13 protein-coding genes are annotated in these 14723 nt (G+C 72.7%); 2 read left to right on the top strand and 11 right to left on the bottom strand.

Annotated elements, in window-relative coordinates; translation table 11 throughout:
* Positions 1 to 45 precede the first annotated feature (45 nt).
* The 11 genes from ACFWA9_RS33725 to ACFWA9_RS33675 form a co-directional block, all read right to left on the bottom strand.
* Positions 46 to 1266 (bottom strand): MFS transporter, encoded by a 1221-nt coding sequence (locus tag ACFWA9_RS33725; RefSeq protein ID WP_329490292.1) that lies wholly within the window; start codon positions 1264 to 1266, stop codon positions 46 to 48.
* A 489-nt stretch (positions 1267 to 1755) separates the two neighbouring features.
* Positions 1756 to 2649: a fumarylacetoacetate (FAA) hydrolase gene (locus ACFWA9_RS33720; protein ID WP_352297817.1), complete on the bottom strand. Its 894-nt coding sequence runs from the start codon at positions 2647 to 2649 to the stop codon at positions 1756 to 1758.
* A 13-nt stretch (positions 2650 to 2662) separates the two neighbouring features.
* The gene (locus ACFWA9_RS33715; RefSeq protein ID WP_380392412.1) at positions 2663 to 3976 is read right to left on the bottom strand and encodes a pyridoxal phosphate-dependent aminotransferase; all 1314 of its coding nucleotides are present in this window, start codon (positions 3974 to 3976) and stop codon (positions 2663 to 2665) included.
* Between the two features lie 67 nt (positions 3977 to 4043).
* The gene (locus ACFWA9_RS33710) at positions 4044 to 5693 is read right to left on the bottom strand and encodes an AMP-binding protein (RefSeq protein WP_329490289.1); all 1650 of its coding nucleotides are present in this window, start codon (positions 5691 to 5693) and stop codon (positions 4044 to 4046) included.
* Entirely contained in the window at positions 5690 to 6805 is a 1116-nt protein-coding gene (locus tag ACFWA9_RS33705) for a Glu/Leu/Phe/Val dehydrogenase dimerization domain-containing protein (RefSeq protein WP_380392409.1), read from the bottom strand. The genes ACFWA9_RS33710 and ACFWA9_RS33705 overlap by 4 nt, the downstream gene beginning before the upstream one ends.
* Positions 6806 to 6911: 106 nt before the next feature.
* A complete protein-coding gene (locus ACFWA9_RS33700; protein WP_329490287.1) occupies positions 6912 to 7475 on the bottom strand; it encodes a gamma-glutamyl-gamma-aminobutyrate hydrolase family protein in 564 nt (187 codons plus the stop codon).
* 12 nt (positions 7476 to 7487) lie between these two features.
* On the bottom strand, positions 7488 to 8291 hold the full coding sequence (locus ACFWA9_RS33695; RefSeq protein WP_380392406.1) for an acetylglutamate kinase: 804 nt from the start codon (positions 8289 to 8291) through the stop codon (positions 7488 to 7490).
* Complete coding sequence (gene argC, locus ACFWA9_RS33690) at positions 8288 to 9343, bottom strand: N-acetyl-gamma-glutamyl-phosphate reductase (RefSeq protein ID WP_329490285.1); 1056 nt, start codon at positions 9341 to 9343, stop codon at positions 8288 to 8290. The genes ACFWA9_RS33695 and argC overlap by 4 nt, the downstream gene beginning before the upstream one ends.
* Complete coding sequence (locus tag ACFWA9_RS33685; RefSeq protein ID WP_352297828.1) at positions 9340 to 10191, bottom strand: RimK family alpha-L-glutamate ligase; 852 nt, start codon at positions 10189 to 10191, stop codon at positions 9340 to 9342. Before ACFWA9_RS33685 ends, argC begins: the two co-directional genes overlap by 4 nt.
* A 4-nt stretch (positions 10192 to 10195) precedes the next feature.
* Positions 10196 to 10381 carry a lysine biosynthesis protein LysW gene (locus ACFWA9_RS33680; protein WP_329490283.1) on the bottom strand — a complete coding sequence of 62 codons (186 nt, stop codon included), beginning with the start codon at positions 10379 to 10381 and terminating at the stop codon, positions 10196 to 10198.
* A 73-nt stretch (positions 10382 to 10454) separates the two neighbouring features.
* Positions 10455 to 11615: an isopropylmalate synthase gene (locus ACFWA9_RS33675; protein ID WP_380392403.1), complete on the bottom strand. Its 1161-nt coding sequence runs from the start codon at positions 11613 to 11615 to the stop codon at positions 10455 to 10457.
* A 520-nt stretch (positions 11616 to 12135) separates the two neighbouring features.
* Here ACFWA9_RS33675 and ACFWA9_RS33670 point away from each other — a divergent pair.
* Both ACFWA9_RS33670 and ACFWA9_RS33665 read left to right on the top strand, forming a co-directional pair.
* Positions 12136 to 13314, top strand: a complete 1179-nt coding sequence (locus ACFWA9_RS33670; protein WP_380392400.1) for an acyl-CoA dehydrogenase family protein — start codon at positions 12136 to 12138, stop codon at positions 13312 to 13314.
* A gap of 19 nt (positions 13315 to 13333) precedes the next feature.
* Positions 13334 to 14566, top strand: a complete 1233-nt coding sequence (locus ACFWA9_RS33665; protein ID WP_380392397.1) for an acyl-CoA dehydrogenase family protein — start codon at positions 13334 to 13336, stop codon at positions 14564 to 14566.
* Positions 14567 to 14723: the final 157 nt, after the last annotated feature.

The following is a 14723-nucleotide window of genomic DNA, read 5'->3' as shown; positions in this document are numbered from 1 at the left end:
GGCCTCCCCCCGGGGGGCGGGAGCCACTGCCATCTGCCGGGAGAATCAGACCGCTTCCGCGCGCTTCGCCGGGAAGGCGTGCGTACGGGCGGCGAACACGAGGGCGATCAGCGGGATCACCAGCACCAGCACGGTCCACGGGAACGAGCCCGGGCCGGCCGCCGAGAGCAGCACCCCGCCGGCCACGCCGCCACCGGCCATGAACGAGTTCCAGACCGTGACCAGCAGGGCCTGGCCGCGGCTGCCGCCCGTGTTGGTGACGGCGGTCTGCAGCAGGGTGGCCAGGCCGCCCCAGCCGAGGCCCCACAGCACCATCGCCCCGTAGACGGCCACCGGGCTGCCCGGCGTCAGCGCGAGGAAGACCGCCGCCACGGTGAACAGGACGCAGCTGGCGATGGTCAGTTCGCGCAGGTAGCGGTCGATCAGCGTGCCGGTGATCCAGATGCTCAGCATCGAGGCGAGGCCGAAGACCAGGAGGACGGTGTCGCGGTTGTCCCCCAGTTTGTTCTCGTCGAGGAACGAGGCGATGTACGTGTAGAAGGTGTTGTGGGCGAGCACGTACGCGGCCACCACGACCAGGATGATCGACACCCCGGGCAGGCGCAGGGCCTGGAGGATCGGCTCGCGGTGCTCGGCCTTCTGCCCCGGGTGGTCGGGCACGGACGCGATGATCCAGAGCAGCAGCAGCACGGTGACGGCGGTGATCAGACCGAAGGTCAGGCGCCAGCCGAAGACCTTGCCGAGGAAGGTGCCCGCCGGGATGCCCAGCGACAGGGCGAGCGGGATGCCGATCATGGTGATCGCGATGGCCCGGCCGACCAGGTGCGGCGGTGCCAGCCGGCGCGCGTACACCACGAGTTCACCCCAGACGGCGGCCGCGGCCACACCGGCGACGAGACGGAACCCCATGGTCAGGACGTAGCTCGACGAGATGGCGGTGACCGTGTTGGCGAGGATGAAGGCCACCACCGCCACCAGGACCAGCTGCTTGCGGCGCCAGCCGGCCGTGGCCGCGGCGAGCGGGATGGCCGAGACGCCGGTGGCGATCGCGTAGATCGTCAGCGCCTGCCCCGCCGCGGACTCGCTGACCGAGAGGTCGCGCGCCATCTCGGGCAGCACGCCGGCGGGCAGCGCCTCGGTCAGCACCATCACGAAGGCGGCCGTGGCCAGCGCCAGCAGGGGGGACATCGGGAGCTTCCGGCTCTCCTCCGCGGAGGGTGTGTCCGGAGGGGAGCTTGCCGACAGCCCGGTCTGGGAGGTTGCCATGCTTGATACCTCGAACTCTCATACGAATGCGGATTCAGGACGCTGCTGCGGTACGGGGTGAGCCGACTGCGGGCGGAGAGCGGTTCGTCGCGCGCCGGTTCGTCGCACGCCAAAGCCCCCCGGCCCCCACGCAGCGCGCTGCCAGCCGCAACAACCGCCGACCGCCCGGTCATCCCGTTTCCCGCAGAGATGATGGACTTATTTATGTTCTGGCGGAAGTAGCGGGTACGGCGAGCCCGGTGGACGACACTCGGCTTCGCGCTGAACAGAGTTGACGGACCATCAAACGTGCAGTTCACGGGCCCGGAACGGCTCTCCGGACAGTCGGCCGCGGGGGTGGCCGCGGGGCTTCCGATGCGGCGGCGAGACTGTCTCACATGGTGGACACTCCGCAGGAACCCGCCTGCCCGGCGGGGCGGACAACCCCACCGGGCAGGCGGATCGGGCCAGAAGGGCGGGAACCGGCCAACGGCGGCGAGCCCCGAACGACTAGGCCGGGTAGTTGGACTGAGTGAACGTCACCTCGTTCTCCAGCACCACGCCGTGGCTCTTGAAGTCGATGGTGATGCGGTCGCCGTGGGCGATCCGGAAACCGTCGTGGAAGCTCGCCTTGTCGGCGCCGAGCAGGACGTAGTTGACCAGACCCGGGCGGCGCAGCGCCGGGTACTCGAACAGGTTGTCCACCATGTCCTGGATCTTGAAGTACAGGGCGTCCTCGCCGCAGTCGAACGGGCCCTCCCAGGCGGGGACGCCGTCCCGCTCGATGACGACCCGGCCGGTCACCGAGGCCGGCGGCTCCCCGAGGAACAGCCACGGGGTGATCGAGGTGTCGCACAGCTTGCAGTACGGGTTCCAGCCCGGGTTCTGGATGTGCAGGCCGATGTCGCACAGGTCGTTGCCGAAGGTGTAGCCGACGTACCGCGGGTTGCCGGCGTCGTCGTTGACGTAGACGAGGGCCAGCTCCGGCTCCTCGATCAGCGCCACCGACTTCTCCGGGACGACCAGGGTCTCGCCGGGCAGCCGCAGCCAGGAACCGAAGCCCTTGAAGAACCAGTTCGGCGCGACGAACTCCTCGTCCTCACCCGGCTCGCCCTCGAACTTCGACTTGTGGGTCCGCATGAAACCGCTCAGCAGGGCGTTCCCGCTGGCCTCGGGCAGCAGTGGCGGCAGGTACTTCACCTGCTCCTCGCCGCCCTCGACGGTGATCGGGGTGACCTCGGCCTTGATCGCGGCGACGACGTCCTCGGCGGTCTCGGCGGCGATGAACTCGGCCTGCAGCCGGCCGTCGTTCACCCGGTACAGCGTCAGAGCCTGCCCGGGTACGGGCTTCTCGAAGCCCACGTACCGCTCACCCTGGTATTCGCATTCGAAAAGTATGGACATCTCGGTGGTCCTCCTAGGCTCGTTGGTGCGGTCGGCCCGGCAGGAGCCGGGTGGTGGACGGGGCGGTGAGGTCCGTCAGGACCTCGTCGACCCGGTCGATGGCGGCCCGGATCCACGGCAGCCCGAGCGGGTCGGCGGCCTCCAGGGCGGCGTGCTGGCGCTCCGCCGTCTCGCCGTAGAACCGGCTGGTGGCCGCGCGCAGCCGCAGCGGCTCGGCGGCCTCCCCGAAGGCCTCGGCGCCCAGCACGCCGACGCCGTAGCGGTCGGTGAGCAGCCGGGCCAGCTCCGTCCCGGTGCGCACCCCGTGGACGGAGCGGAGCCGCTCGCGCAGCGGCTCGAAGTCCGGGTACAGGTAGCAGGTGGCGCGGACCGGCGCCAGCAGCGCTCCGGCGGCGGTGAACCGCTCGGCCGTCGCCGCGGCGACGATCCCGTGCAGCCGGCGCGAGGCCGCCACGTGCGCCACGATCTCCGGCGGCTCGCCGAAGGCGTACGCGGCCGCCACCTGGACGGGGGCGGGCGGGCTGGACCAGATCTGGCTGGCGATGGCGATCAGCCGGGCGTGGAGCCGGCGCCCGGCGGCGCCCTCGGGCAGCAGGGCGACGCCCGTCCGCCAGCCGCCCACCGCCAGGTTCTTGGTCAGCCCGGTGGTGACCACGGTGCGCTCGGGTGCGAACGCGGCCGGGGAGACCGCCGGCGTGGCCGGGTCGAAGACCAGGTCGCAGTAGATCTCGTCGGAGATGATGACGAGGTCCAGCTCCCGGGCCGCCTCGCCCAGCCGCCGGACGGTGTCGGGCGTGGCGACGGCGCCGGTGGGGTTGTCCGGCAGGGTGACGACGACGGAGCGCGGGTCGTGCCCGGCGGCGCGGGCCGCCAGGACCGTCTCGCGCAGCAGGTCCGGGTCCGGTACGCCGCCCTCCCCCGCCGGGACGGGGACCTTGAGGACCCGGGCGCCGACGAGCTCGGCCTGGGCGGCGTAGCTGACCCAGCTGGGCCGGGGGATCACCACGTCGCCGCCGACCGCCATGATCAGGGCGAACAGCAGGGCCTTGCTGCCCGGCCCGGCGACGACCAGCTCCGGGTCGGCGGCCAGACCGCGCCGCTGCCAGTAGCCGGCCGCCGCCGACCGCAGCTCCGGGCTGCCGGCCACCGGGCCGTAGGTGGACCGGTCGGCGGCGGCCGCCAGCCGGGCCCTCAGCTCGGGGTGGACCGGCAGGCCGATCTCGCCGCTGGCCATGATCAGGACCTGTTCGCCGGCGGCGCGTCTGCGGGCGAGGGCCTCGTCGGCGGCCAACGTCGCCGACAGGGTCACCTTCGCGGGCTCGGGCATGGGTGTGCTCCAGGGATCGGAGGGGGCTGGTGGTCGGCGGTGCGGGACCGGGGCGATCCGGCGTGGGTCACTGCCCGCCGTAGCGGCGGCGCAGCTCGGCCTTGCGGACCTTGCCGGTGAGCGTCTTCGGCAGGGCGTCGACGACCACCACGCGCTCCGGGAAGAAGCGCGGGTCCTGGCCGGCCTCGCGCAGCACGGCGTGGATCTCCTCCAGCCCGGGCTGCGCGCCGGCGGTGACGACCACCGCGAGGATCGGGTCGTCGCTGCGCCCGGTGGTCCCGACCAGCGCGGTCTCGGTCACCTCGGGGTGCCGGGAGATGATCGCTTCGAGTTCCGTCATCGGGACGACGGTGTCGTCGCGGATCAGGGCGTCCTTGGCCCGGCCGAGGATGCGGATGCCGCCGCGGCCGTCGTCGCGCGCGTAGTCCCCGGTGTCGAACCAGCCCTCGGCGTTGAACTCGGCGGCGAAGACGTCCTCGCGCTTGTAGTACCCGAGGGCCTGCGCCGCGCCGCGCACCCGCAGCCGGCCGACCGGGGCGCGCTTGCCCGGGTCGTCGCGGTCGTCGACGCGCAGCTCCATGGAGTCGATCGGCCCGCCGTTGCTGCTGGCCGCCCAGTCCGGGTTGTAGTCGAGCCGGGTGATGGTGACCGGCCCGAACTCGGACATCCCCCACACCGAGTAGGTCCGCGCCCCCAGGGTCTCGCGCACCTCGTCCACCAGCTCCTGGAGCACCGGCGCGGAGCCGGTGACGGCGTGGCGCAGGGTGGAGACGTCGCGCGGGTCCTCCCGCTGGGACCTGGCGATGTCGGCCAGGGTGGACGGCGGACCGTAGACCAGCGTGGCGCCGTAGCGCTCGACCAGGTCGAGCAGGGCGGAGTTGCGGCGGACGTCCTGGAAGGCGACGGTGGCGCCGAGCATGACGCCGGTCAGGATGCCCTGGCCGAAGCCGGAGTAGTGGACGAGCGGGGTGGTGACGGCCGCGACCAGGCTGTCGTCGAGCAGGAAGGTGTCGGCGTAGCCCCGGACGGCCGCGTAGATGGTGTTCTGGCTGTGCAGCACGCCCTTGGACACCCCGGTGGTGCCCGAGGTGAAGAGCACCACGAACGGCTCGTCGGGCGTGAGTTCGCGCCCGTCCAGCTCGCCCGCGCGCTGCTCCTCCCACGGGACGCCGACGAAGTGCTCGTCGAAGGAGAGCGTCCCGGCGTCCCGGCCGCCGACCACCACCACGTGCTCCAGCGGAAGTTCGGCCTTCAGCGCGGTGAGGTGGGCGGCCAGCGGGTAGCCGTTCCACTCCGGGACGGTGATGCAGACCCGGGCGCCGGTGAGCTCCAGGCGGTGCCGCAGCTCCTCCTCCTGGCAGACCGGGTCGATCGGGCAGATGACCGCGCCGACCCGGATGCAGGCGAACAGCAGCGGCACCGTCTCCCACCGGTTGGGGAGCTGGACGGCGACGAAATCGCCGCGCTCGACGCCGAGTTCCACCAGCGCCAGGGCGAAGCGGTCGGTCAGCACGGCCAGTTCGGAGTAGTCCAGGGTGTCGGTGCGCGCCTCGCCGATCCGGCGGGCCGCGACGGCGAGCTTGCGCGGCCGCAGCCGGGCCTGGCGGCGCAGGTCGTCGAGGAAGGTCTCCTCGCGCCACCAGCCGCGCCGCAGGTACTCGGCCGCGCTGCCCCGGGGCGGGGCCTGGTCCGGGCCGACGGACGGGCCGGCGGTCATCCGCGCTCCTTGCGGCGGGCGGCGAGCAGCTCGGGCAGCGGGTCGCCGGCGCGGGCGGCGGCGATATCCAGCAGGTCGCGGGTGTTCTGCCGCACCCGGTCGCCGACCCAGTCGAAGACCCAGGCCTTGCGGGCTTCCGCCTCCAGGTGGAACGGGACGACCCGGGTGACGGCGAGGGCCGCCGAGCCGGCGCCCCCGATGTTGGCGATCACGCCGGGGACGACGGTGGCGCCCGCGGCCAGCACCTTGGCCTTGCCCTCGGCGCTGGAGGCGAGGTTGCCGCCCTCCACCACCAGGCGCGAGCGCAGCCGGTGCGCGTTGTCGGCGTTGATCGCGTGCTTCTGCGCCGCCAGGATCAGCAGGTCGGCGTCGACGTCGAGCCAGGCGTCCGGCTCGCCGGACTGCGTGACGCCCTGCGGCAGGCGGGAGCGGTCGATCCGGCCGAACTCGTCGGTGATGGCGACCAGGTCGGCCACCGGCAGCCGGTCCGCGCTGATGGTGCCCTGGACGTCGGCGACGCCCACCACGGTGTGGCCGCGGTCCTCCAGGAACCGGGCGACGGCACGGCCCACCGCACCGAAGCCCTGCACCACGACCCGGGCCGACCCGGTGCGGCCACTGGCCTCCAGCGCGGTGACCGCGGCCACCCCCACGCCGTGCCCGGTGCAGTCGATCAGCGGCTCGTAGTAGGTGCGCCAGTCGATCGGCATGTCCGGGGCGCCCAGCCGGAAGCGCGGGTCGTAACCGGCCTCCGCGAAGAACACCGCCCGGTCCGCGGGGGTGACGCCCATGTCGATGCCGAGGTGGATGCCGCCGTGCAGCAGCGGCTTCACCGTCCGACCGAAGGTCCGGAAGGTCTCCTCGCGGTCGGTGCCGTCGGAGACGATGCCGGCCTTGGCGCCGCCGATGCGCAGCCCGGCGAGGGTGAACTTGTCGGTCATGTCGCGGGCCAGGCCCGCCACTTCCTCCTCGGTGACCCCGGTGGTCATCCGGGTGCCGCCCATGGCCAGGCCGTCGACGAGGGAGTCGACGACCACCCAGCCCTTGATCGCACCACCGCTGCCGTTGAGGTGAACGGCGAATGCCGGCGCCTGGGTCTCTTCCACAGTCATGTGCGCATTCCTTCGGTACCTAGATGGGTTCATGGCGTGACGGCCCGTCAGCCAGGCGCGCCGGCCGTCGCGGACGGCCCGGCCGCACGCGCCTGCTGACGGATCATCACTGGTAGAGCTGTGCGAAGCCTCGCAGGATCTCCAGACCGTCGGCGCGGAACTCCAGATGTGCCTGGGCCCCGTGGATCCGCCCGTCCTCGGAGCGGATGAACTCCACCGGGGCGTGCTCCGAGCGGCCGATCGAGCGGAAGCCCTCGGGCGCCTCCTGGAGGTAGAGGGTGTGCCGGTGGAACACCGTCACGGTCGGCTTCACATGGGTGAAGAGCGGCTCCTCCTTGTCGACCTGCACCTCGTAGCCGCCCACCCGCTGCGGCCCCTCGGCGAGCCGGCCGCCGGCCGCGACGGCGATGATCTGCATGCCGCCGCAGATCCCGAAGACCGGGACGTCGGCATGGGTCACGAGGTCGATCAGCGGCCGGTAGAAGTCACTGTCATAGGCCCGCACCTTGGTACCGCTCAGCACGATCGCCTGGTAGCGGCCACCGAGGTCGGCGGGCACCTCCTCGGCGCGGACGACGTCCGTCTCCGAACCCAGCTCCTCGAAGCGGCCGCGGAGCTGCTTCAGCGACAGCGTTCCGTTGTTGACGACTAGCACACGGGATTTCGCCACGTGCCCTGCTCCTCACGCTCGTGTGATGACGGTTCCGGTGCGCTCGGCGATCAGGTCCGTCACGGGTGCGCTGCCGATGACGACGCGGTCCACTCCCCGGTCCAGGGCCTCCCCCGCGGCGCGCAGCTTCTTGCGCATGCCGCCGGTGGCGCCCTTGTCCCGGAACCTGGCCGCGGCCTCCGCCGTGATCCGGCGCACCGGCTGATCGTCGATCAGCAGGTGCGCGACATCGGTGACCAGGACCAGCTGTTCGGCCCCGATGCCGCCGGCGACGGCGGCAGCGGCCCGGTCGCCGTCGGTGTTCACCTCCCGGCCCGCCGCGTCCCGCGCCAGCGGGGTGACGAGGTAGGCGTGGCCGGCCTCGAGGTTCTTCAGCACCGCCGGGTCCACCCCGGTGATCGGGCCGACGAGGTTCTCCAGCTCGACGAGCTGCTTCTCCTTCCACCACCAGCGCTCGCCCTCGCCGGCGGTCACCAGGCCGTCGCTGCCGAGCACCCGCTCGGCGGTGATGCCGCGCTGCTCCAGGCGTCGCAGGACGTCCTCGGCGAGCTCGGCACTGACGGTCTTGATGTCCTCGATGACCTCGGGCGTCGTCCACCGGCTCTGGTTGCCGTACCGGTCGCGCAGGATCGCCGAGGGCTCGTGGTAGCGGGGGCTGAGGTTCTTCAGCGGCTTGGACCAGCCGTGCACGAGGACCAGCGGGCGGTCCCGGCCGAACCGGGCCAGGTCGTCCCACCAGGTGCCGGCGAGGTCGTCGACCGTGCTGCCGCCGAGCTTGACGACGGTCGGGGTGTCGGTGGCTGCCGTCCCGGTCATGCCGGCATCACCGGCTGCTGGGTCAGCCCGGTCTCCTCGGGCAGGCCGAAGCGCAGGTTGAGGGCCTGGATCGCCTGGCCCGCCGCGCCCTTGACCATGTTGTCCAGCGCCGCCAGGACGACGATCCGCCCGGCCTCCTCGTCGTGCAGGACCGACACGTCGCAGAAGTTCGAACCCAGCACGGCCTGCGGGTCCGGCACCGGGATCAGCGTCTCGTTGTGCCGGCGGACCCGCACGAACGGGCGCTGCTTGTAGAAGCGCAGGTACGCGCGGTGCAGGCTGCGCGCGTCCACCTCGTCGTCGGTGAAGACGTAGGTGCTGGCCATCAGGCCGCGCACGTGCGACACCCCGTACGCCGACATGCTGAGCGAGTCGATGCCGCCCGGCTTGCTGCGCTCCAGGAAGTCCTTGACCTCCGCCGCGTGCCGGTGCCCCGCCGGTGCGTACGGCGCGATGGCGCCGTTGCGCAGCGGGTGCAGGTCGGCCGTCCGCAGGGACAGGCCGCCGCCGCTGGAGCCGGTCTTGCCGTCCACCACCACGGTCCTCAGGTTGAGGCCGAGGCCGATCACCAGCGGGGCGAGCCCGAGGGTGATCGCGGTGGCGAAGCAGCCCGGCAGCGAGATCAGCGCGGCGCCGGGCAGCTGGTCGCCGACCAGCTCCGGGACGCCGTAGACGAACCGGTCCGCCAGGCCGTCGGCACGGTGCACGTCCGGGTACCACCGGTCGTGCAGCGCCGGCGTCTGGATCCGGAAGGCGCCGCTGAGGTCGATGACGCAGGGCACCTCGTCGGCCAGCCGCGCCGCCAGCTCCGCCGAGGCGGTCGCGGGCGTGGCGAGCAGGACGACGTCGCACCGGCCGCTGAGGTCCGTGCCGACCGGTTCGATGGTCAGCCCGAGGTCCAGGCGCAGGCCCGGGTGGAGCTCGGCCGGGCGGCGCCCCGCGCTGGCGTTGCCGCCGAGGAAGGTCAGCTCCAGCTCGGGGTGCTGGGTGATCAGCCTGATCAGTTCACCGCCGGCGAGCCCGGAGGCCCCGATGATGCCGACCCGGATCATCCGATCTCCTCCCGTACGTAGCGGCCGATGGCCGCGGCGATGTCCACCCCGGTGGCCGAGGCGACCGCCCGGAAGGCCGGTGCGTGGTTGACCTCGTTGACCACGTAGCCGTCGGGCGTCGCGAAGAGGTCGATGCCGAAGATGCCCTCGCCGAGGACGTCCAGCACCCCGTCGACGATCTTCTGCACCTCGGGGTCGAGGTCGACGGCGCGGTTGCGGTTGCCCAGCGCCGCGTTGCTGCGCCAGTCCGTCCCCGCGCTGTGGAACTCGGCGATGGCGACCAGCTCGCGGCCGACCACGAAGCAGCGCAGCGAGGATCCGCCGGCCAGGTAGGGCTCGATCAGCGAGGCCTGCTCGAAGCCGTGCCCGAGGTCCTCGACGTAGTCGTAGACCGAGTGCGCGGAGTCCGCGTCCCGCAGCAGGGTGACCCGCTTGCCCATGCCGCCGAAGACCGGCTTCAGCACGACCGGCGGCGGCAGTTCGGCCAGGGCCTTCTCGAAGTCCCTGCGGGACAGCACGAGCCGGAAGTCGGGCACCGGCACGCCGGCGGCACGCAGCTGGGCGCGCAGCGTCAGCTTGTTCTCGCAGGCCTGGATGGCCGAGACGGTGTTCAGGGTGGGGATCCGGGCCGCCTCCGCGACGGTGGCGATCAGGCCGCCCCGCGTGTAGCTGCGGCTGCGGACGAGCACGGCGGCGTAGCCCCCGAGCGAGGCCGACTCCTGGTCACCCAGGGCGAGGGACTCGTCGTTGACCCACTCGACGCTCAGGCCCAGGCCCGCGGCCGCGTCGATCAGCCGGCGCTCTTCCCAGCCGACCCGGTCGGCGACGATGGCGACAGTTCGGTCCATGGGCTTACTGACCCCAATCGCGAAGCTGCACCTCGACCATCTGGAGGCTGAGCCGGCCCTCCACGACGTCCTCCACCCGGAGCGTCAGCATGCACTCGGGGCAGGCGATGGTCTCGCCCTGCACCATCGGCGGGGTGGTCAGATCGGTCTCGCATTCGGGGCACAGGCCGGTCAACGTGCCAGCAGACATTGTCATCTCCGTAGTCGTTCTCTGGTGGATGTGGATCCGGTGGTGGTGGAAAGCCGGACCGGGGTGGGGCCGGTCAGACGGACTGGAACTCGACGGCCGCCTTGCGGATCGCGTCGCGGTCCAGCAGGTCGCGGTCGTCGCGCTCCTGACGGACGGTCAGCCAGGAGGTGAAGGCGGCGACGTCGACCGACTCGGCCAGCTCGTCGAGCGCCCAGGTGACCAGCGGCGTGGTCAGCCGGGTGCGCACCCGCAGCTCGCGGGAGTTCCCGACGATCTCCGGGGCCAGCGTCTCGTAGGCCTCGGGGTGGGTCAGCTGGCCGGGCAGCTCGTAGGCGAAGGCGTGCGGGGCCGTGGGGCCGGACTGGAAGGCGTCGCCGAGCCGGGCGCCGCGCAGCGCGGCGTTGGTGAGCTCGGTGAGGTGGCTCAGGTCGAAGCGGGTGTCGCCGTAGACCACCCGCAGCGAGGTGAGCAGCTCGGCCAGCGGGGCGTTGCCGCCGCGCTCCCCGATGCCGCCGGCCGTCGCGGAGATCCACTTCGCCCCGGCGCGGTAGGCGGCCAGCGAGTTGGCGACCGCCATGCCCAGCATGTTGTGCGAGTGGATCTCGATCTCGGAGCCGTCGATCTCGGTGATGCTGCGGATCTGACGCGCCATCTGCCACGGCGACAGGTAGGCGACGGTCTCCGCCAGCCGGAACCGGTCGGCGCCGGCCGCGAAGCCCGCCTCGACGTAGGGGACGAGCCGCTCCCTGGGCGTGCGGGCGCCGTCCTCGCCGCTGAAGGTGACGTGGAAGCCGCGCTCCTTGGCCGCGACGATCGCCGCCCGGGCCACCGCGATCAGGTACTTGGTGCTGGAGGAGCTCAGCTTGAGGGCCGCGTGCTGCTCCGAGGTCGGGATCGAGAACATCACGGACCGCACGCCGAGCCGCTTGGCCTCGTCCAGCGCCGTGACCACCTGCTGGCGGTCCCGCACCACGACCAGGCTCAGCGAGCGCTCCGGGCCCACCGACTCGTGGGTGGCGAGGATGAGGTCGGCGTCCTTGGTCGACGGGCCGGAGATCATCCCGACCTCGACCAGCTCGACGCCGGTGCGGACCAGGAGGTCGGCGATGTGGGCGGCGTCCTTGGGGCCGAACTCGACGCCGGCCATGTGCGCGGAGTCCCGCAAGGTCGCGTCGGACAGGTGGGGCAGCCCCTGCGGGGGCACGTCTTCCTTCAGGTGCTCTGCTGGTGCCATGTGCGTTCCCTCCTTTTCCGGAGCCGGGTTCCCATTCGCGCTGACCTCGGCTCCGGCCTGAATTCTCGCGATGCGGCATGTACGAATGGAGCAGGGCCGAAAGAGCGACGATGCGCAGTGCGCTCGACGAATATGGTGGTCGATCGCGCTGTGAAGGGACAACACTGCCAATGTCAGGAGCTTGTCAAGGACTGTGATGGAACGTCATGGACGGTGAGCTGTGCGGACTTCTCGTCGGCATGCCGACAATTTCCTGGACAGCCTCCGAGGGCACCTGTATCGCTGAATAGGCGCGCGAAATCCGCGCCGAGCGGCGGGAGGCCGGCGGCATTGCCCCGCGAGTCGTTCGAGCGCCCCCGACGGTGTGCCGTCCCGTACCGCCGCACCCCCCTCCACCCGAGAACGGAGCCATGGACACGTGAGAACGGACCGGTCGAACCGTGCGCACGCACCCCGCAGTGCCGGGGGAAGCGACCACTTACCGAACTGAGCACCGCCCGTAGAAAGGAGAGAACTTCCGATGGTTGTTCCACTGGAACTCAAGCCCGCCCCCCAGGGGTCCGGCGATCCATCGTCGGCCGCCGCGGCCCGCGAGCTGGCCGAGCGCGTCGCGCGGCCGACCGCGGCCGAGCGGGACCGCGACCACCGCTGGGACCCGGCCCTCTTCGCCGAACTGGCCGGCGCCCGGCCCGGCCCCGGCCTCGCCGGACCGCTGGTCCCGCGCGCCCTCGGCGGCGGCGGCCTCAGCGCCACCCAGACCTGTGCCCTCCTCGAAGGCCTCGGCGAAGGCGCCCGCGACCCGGGCCTCGCCCTCGCCGTCGGCGTCCACGCGGTGCTCGCCACCGTGCCACTGCGCGCCTTCGGCAGCCCCCGCCAGCGCGAGCGCTACCTGCCCCTGATGGCCTCCGGCGACTGGATCGGCGCGGTGTCCCTGCGGCAGACCCAGGGCGCCGCCCTCGCCCCGACCGTCACCGCCCGCCCCGGCACCCCGGGGCTCGGCGGCTGGGTGCTCACGGGCGAGCTGGACCTCGTCGCCGGCGGCCCGGTGGCCCACCACTTCCTGGTCGTCGCCACGCACGACGGCGGCGGCCGGACGGCCTTCGTCCTGGACCGCTCCACCCCCGGACTGCTGATCGCCGAATCGGCGCCGGCCGCCATGCGCACCTGCGCCTGGGGACGCCTCGTCCTGGACGGCTGCCACGTCCCGGACGACGCGGTACTGGGCAGTGTCGGCGGCGCCGGGACCGAGGTGGAGCCGCTGCTGGCCTCGCTCGACTGGGTCTTCTCCAGCGCGCCCTGGCTCGGCGTCATGCGGGCCCTGGTCCGGGACGCCGTCGACGGCGTCGGCGAGCGCCGGGTCTTCGGCCGGCCCCTCGTGCACGCCCAGTCCGCCCGGTTCACCCTGGCCGACCTCGCCACCCGCTGCGAGCTGGCCTCCGGACTGCTTTACCGGGCCGCCGGACAGTTCGACTCCGGCGGCCGGCCCACCCGCCAGGACGCCGCCACCGCGCGGCTCTTCGTGGCCGCCGCCGCGCGGACGGTCGCCGAGGGGGCCGCGCGCCTGTCCGGCCCGCTCGCCCTGACCAGCGACCACCTGATCGCGCGGGCCCACCGCGACGCCCTGTTCTTCGCCGAGACCGGGGGCGGCACCGAGGTGCTGCGCCCGGTGATCGCCGCGTCCCTGCTCGGGCTCGGCTGACGTGAGGACCGATACCGACATGACCGACACACCACACGGCACCGTCCTCAGCTTCCCGGGCACCGCCTCCCGGGCCGCCGAGACCGACGCGGCGGGCCGGATGCCTTCGCCGAACTGGACGGAGATCATCGACAGCGGCTACCTGCGGCTGTTCCACCCGGAGTCCTCGGGCGGCAGCGGCGCCGACGGCCTCACCCAGCTGGCAGCCATGGAGGCGCTCGCCCGGGCCTGCCCGGGCAGTTACTGGACCGCCACCGTGTCCGGCCTGCTGTGCGGCAAGCTGATCTCCCGCTACAGCCGGCCCAGCGAGTACGACCGGCTGCTGAAGCCGCTGATCTCCGGCGAGAAGCTGGCCTGCTTCGCCATCGTGGAACCGCCCGCGGGCAGCGACGCCGGGACCTACACCACCACGGTCCGGCCGGCCGGGACCCCCGGCGAGGGGTTCGTCATCAACGGCGAGAAGGCCAAGATCACCAACGCGCCGGACGCGGACGTGGCCGTCACACTCGCCCGCCGGCAGAAGGCTCCCGGCGACGAGGGCCACGACTGGTGCCTCGCCTTCGTGGACCTGAACCAGCCCGGCGTCCGCCGCTACGAGACGCCGCGGATGGGCCTGCGCGGCATGCCCTGGGGCGGCATCGTCTTCACCGAGGCCACCGTCTCCGAGGCCGACGTGGTGCCCGTGCCGTTCGGCGAACTGGCCGGTGAGCTGGCCGAACTGATGGCCTGGGGCTGGCTGCTGATCTCCGTCTCGGCCATCGCCATCGCCGAGTCCGCGCTGGACGCCTCGGTCCGGTACGCGGGTGAGCGGGTCTCCTTCGGGCGGCCCCTGGCGCACATGGAGGGCGTGCAGACCCAGCTCGCCGAGTCCCGGGCCCAGATCGACGCCGCCCGGGTGCTGGCCCGCCGGGCGGTGACCGAGCTCGCCGCCGGCCGGTCGGCCCGGGAGGCGATCGCCATGCTCAAGATCTACGCCACCGAGATGGCCGTCGAGGTCGCCGCCCGCGCCGTGCAGATCCACGGCGCGGCCGGCGTCACCCGGGGCCACGAGGTGGAGCGCCTCTACCGGGACGCCCAGATGAACGTCATCGGCGGGTTCACCTCCAACCGGCTGCGGGAGACGGTCGCCGAGAGCCTGGGCCTGGGCCCGGCGGTCTACCGGCCGTTCGACTGGGTGGCACCGGCCGGTCTCGGTACCGATCCGACGGGCTTCGACGGCCTCACCCGGCCCGCCGGGGCCGTTCCCGCGTAGCTCCGCGGTCCGGCACCACCCGGGGGTTCTTCCGGCCCGGCCCGCGGCGGGGCGGGGGGAAACCCCCGGAACCCGGCCCGCCCGGCGCGGGGAGTACCCGGGGGCCGGCATTGGGGGCGCGGGAATTAAAAACAGCCCCCCCCCCGGGACAATACCA

This window comes from Kitasatospora sp. NPDC059973, from assembly GCF_042737525.1.
Classification (GTDB): domain Bacteria; phylum Actinomycetota; class Actinomycetes; order Streptomycetales; family Streptomycetaceae; genus Kitasatospora.
The sequence above is the reverse complement of the archived record's forward strand: the minus strand, read 5'-3'. Positions and strand labels throughout refer to the sequence as shown.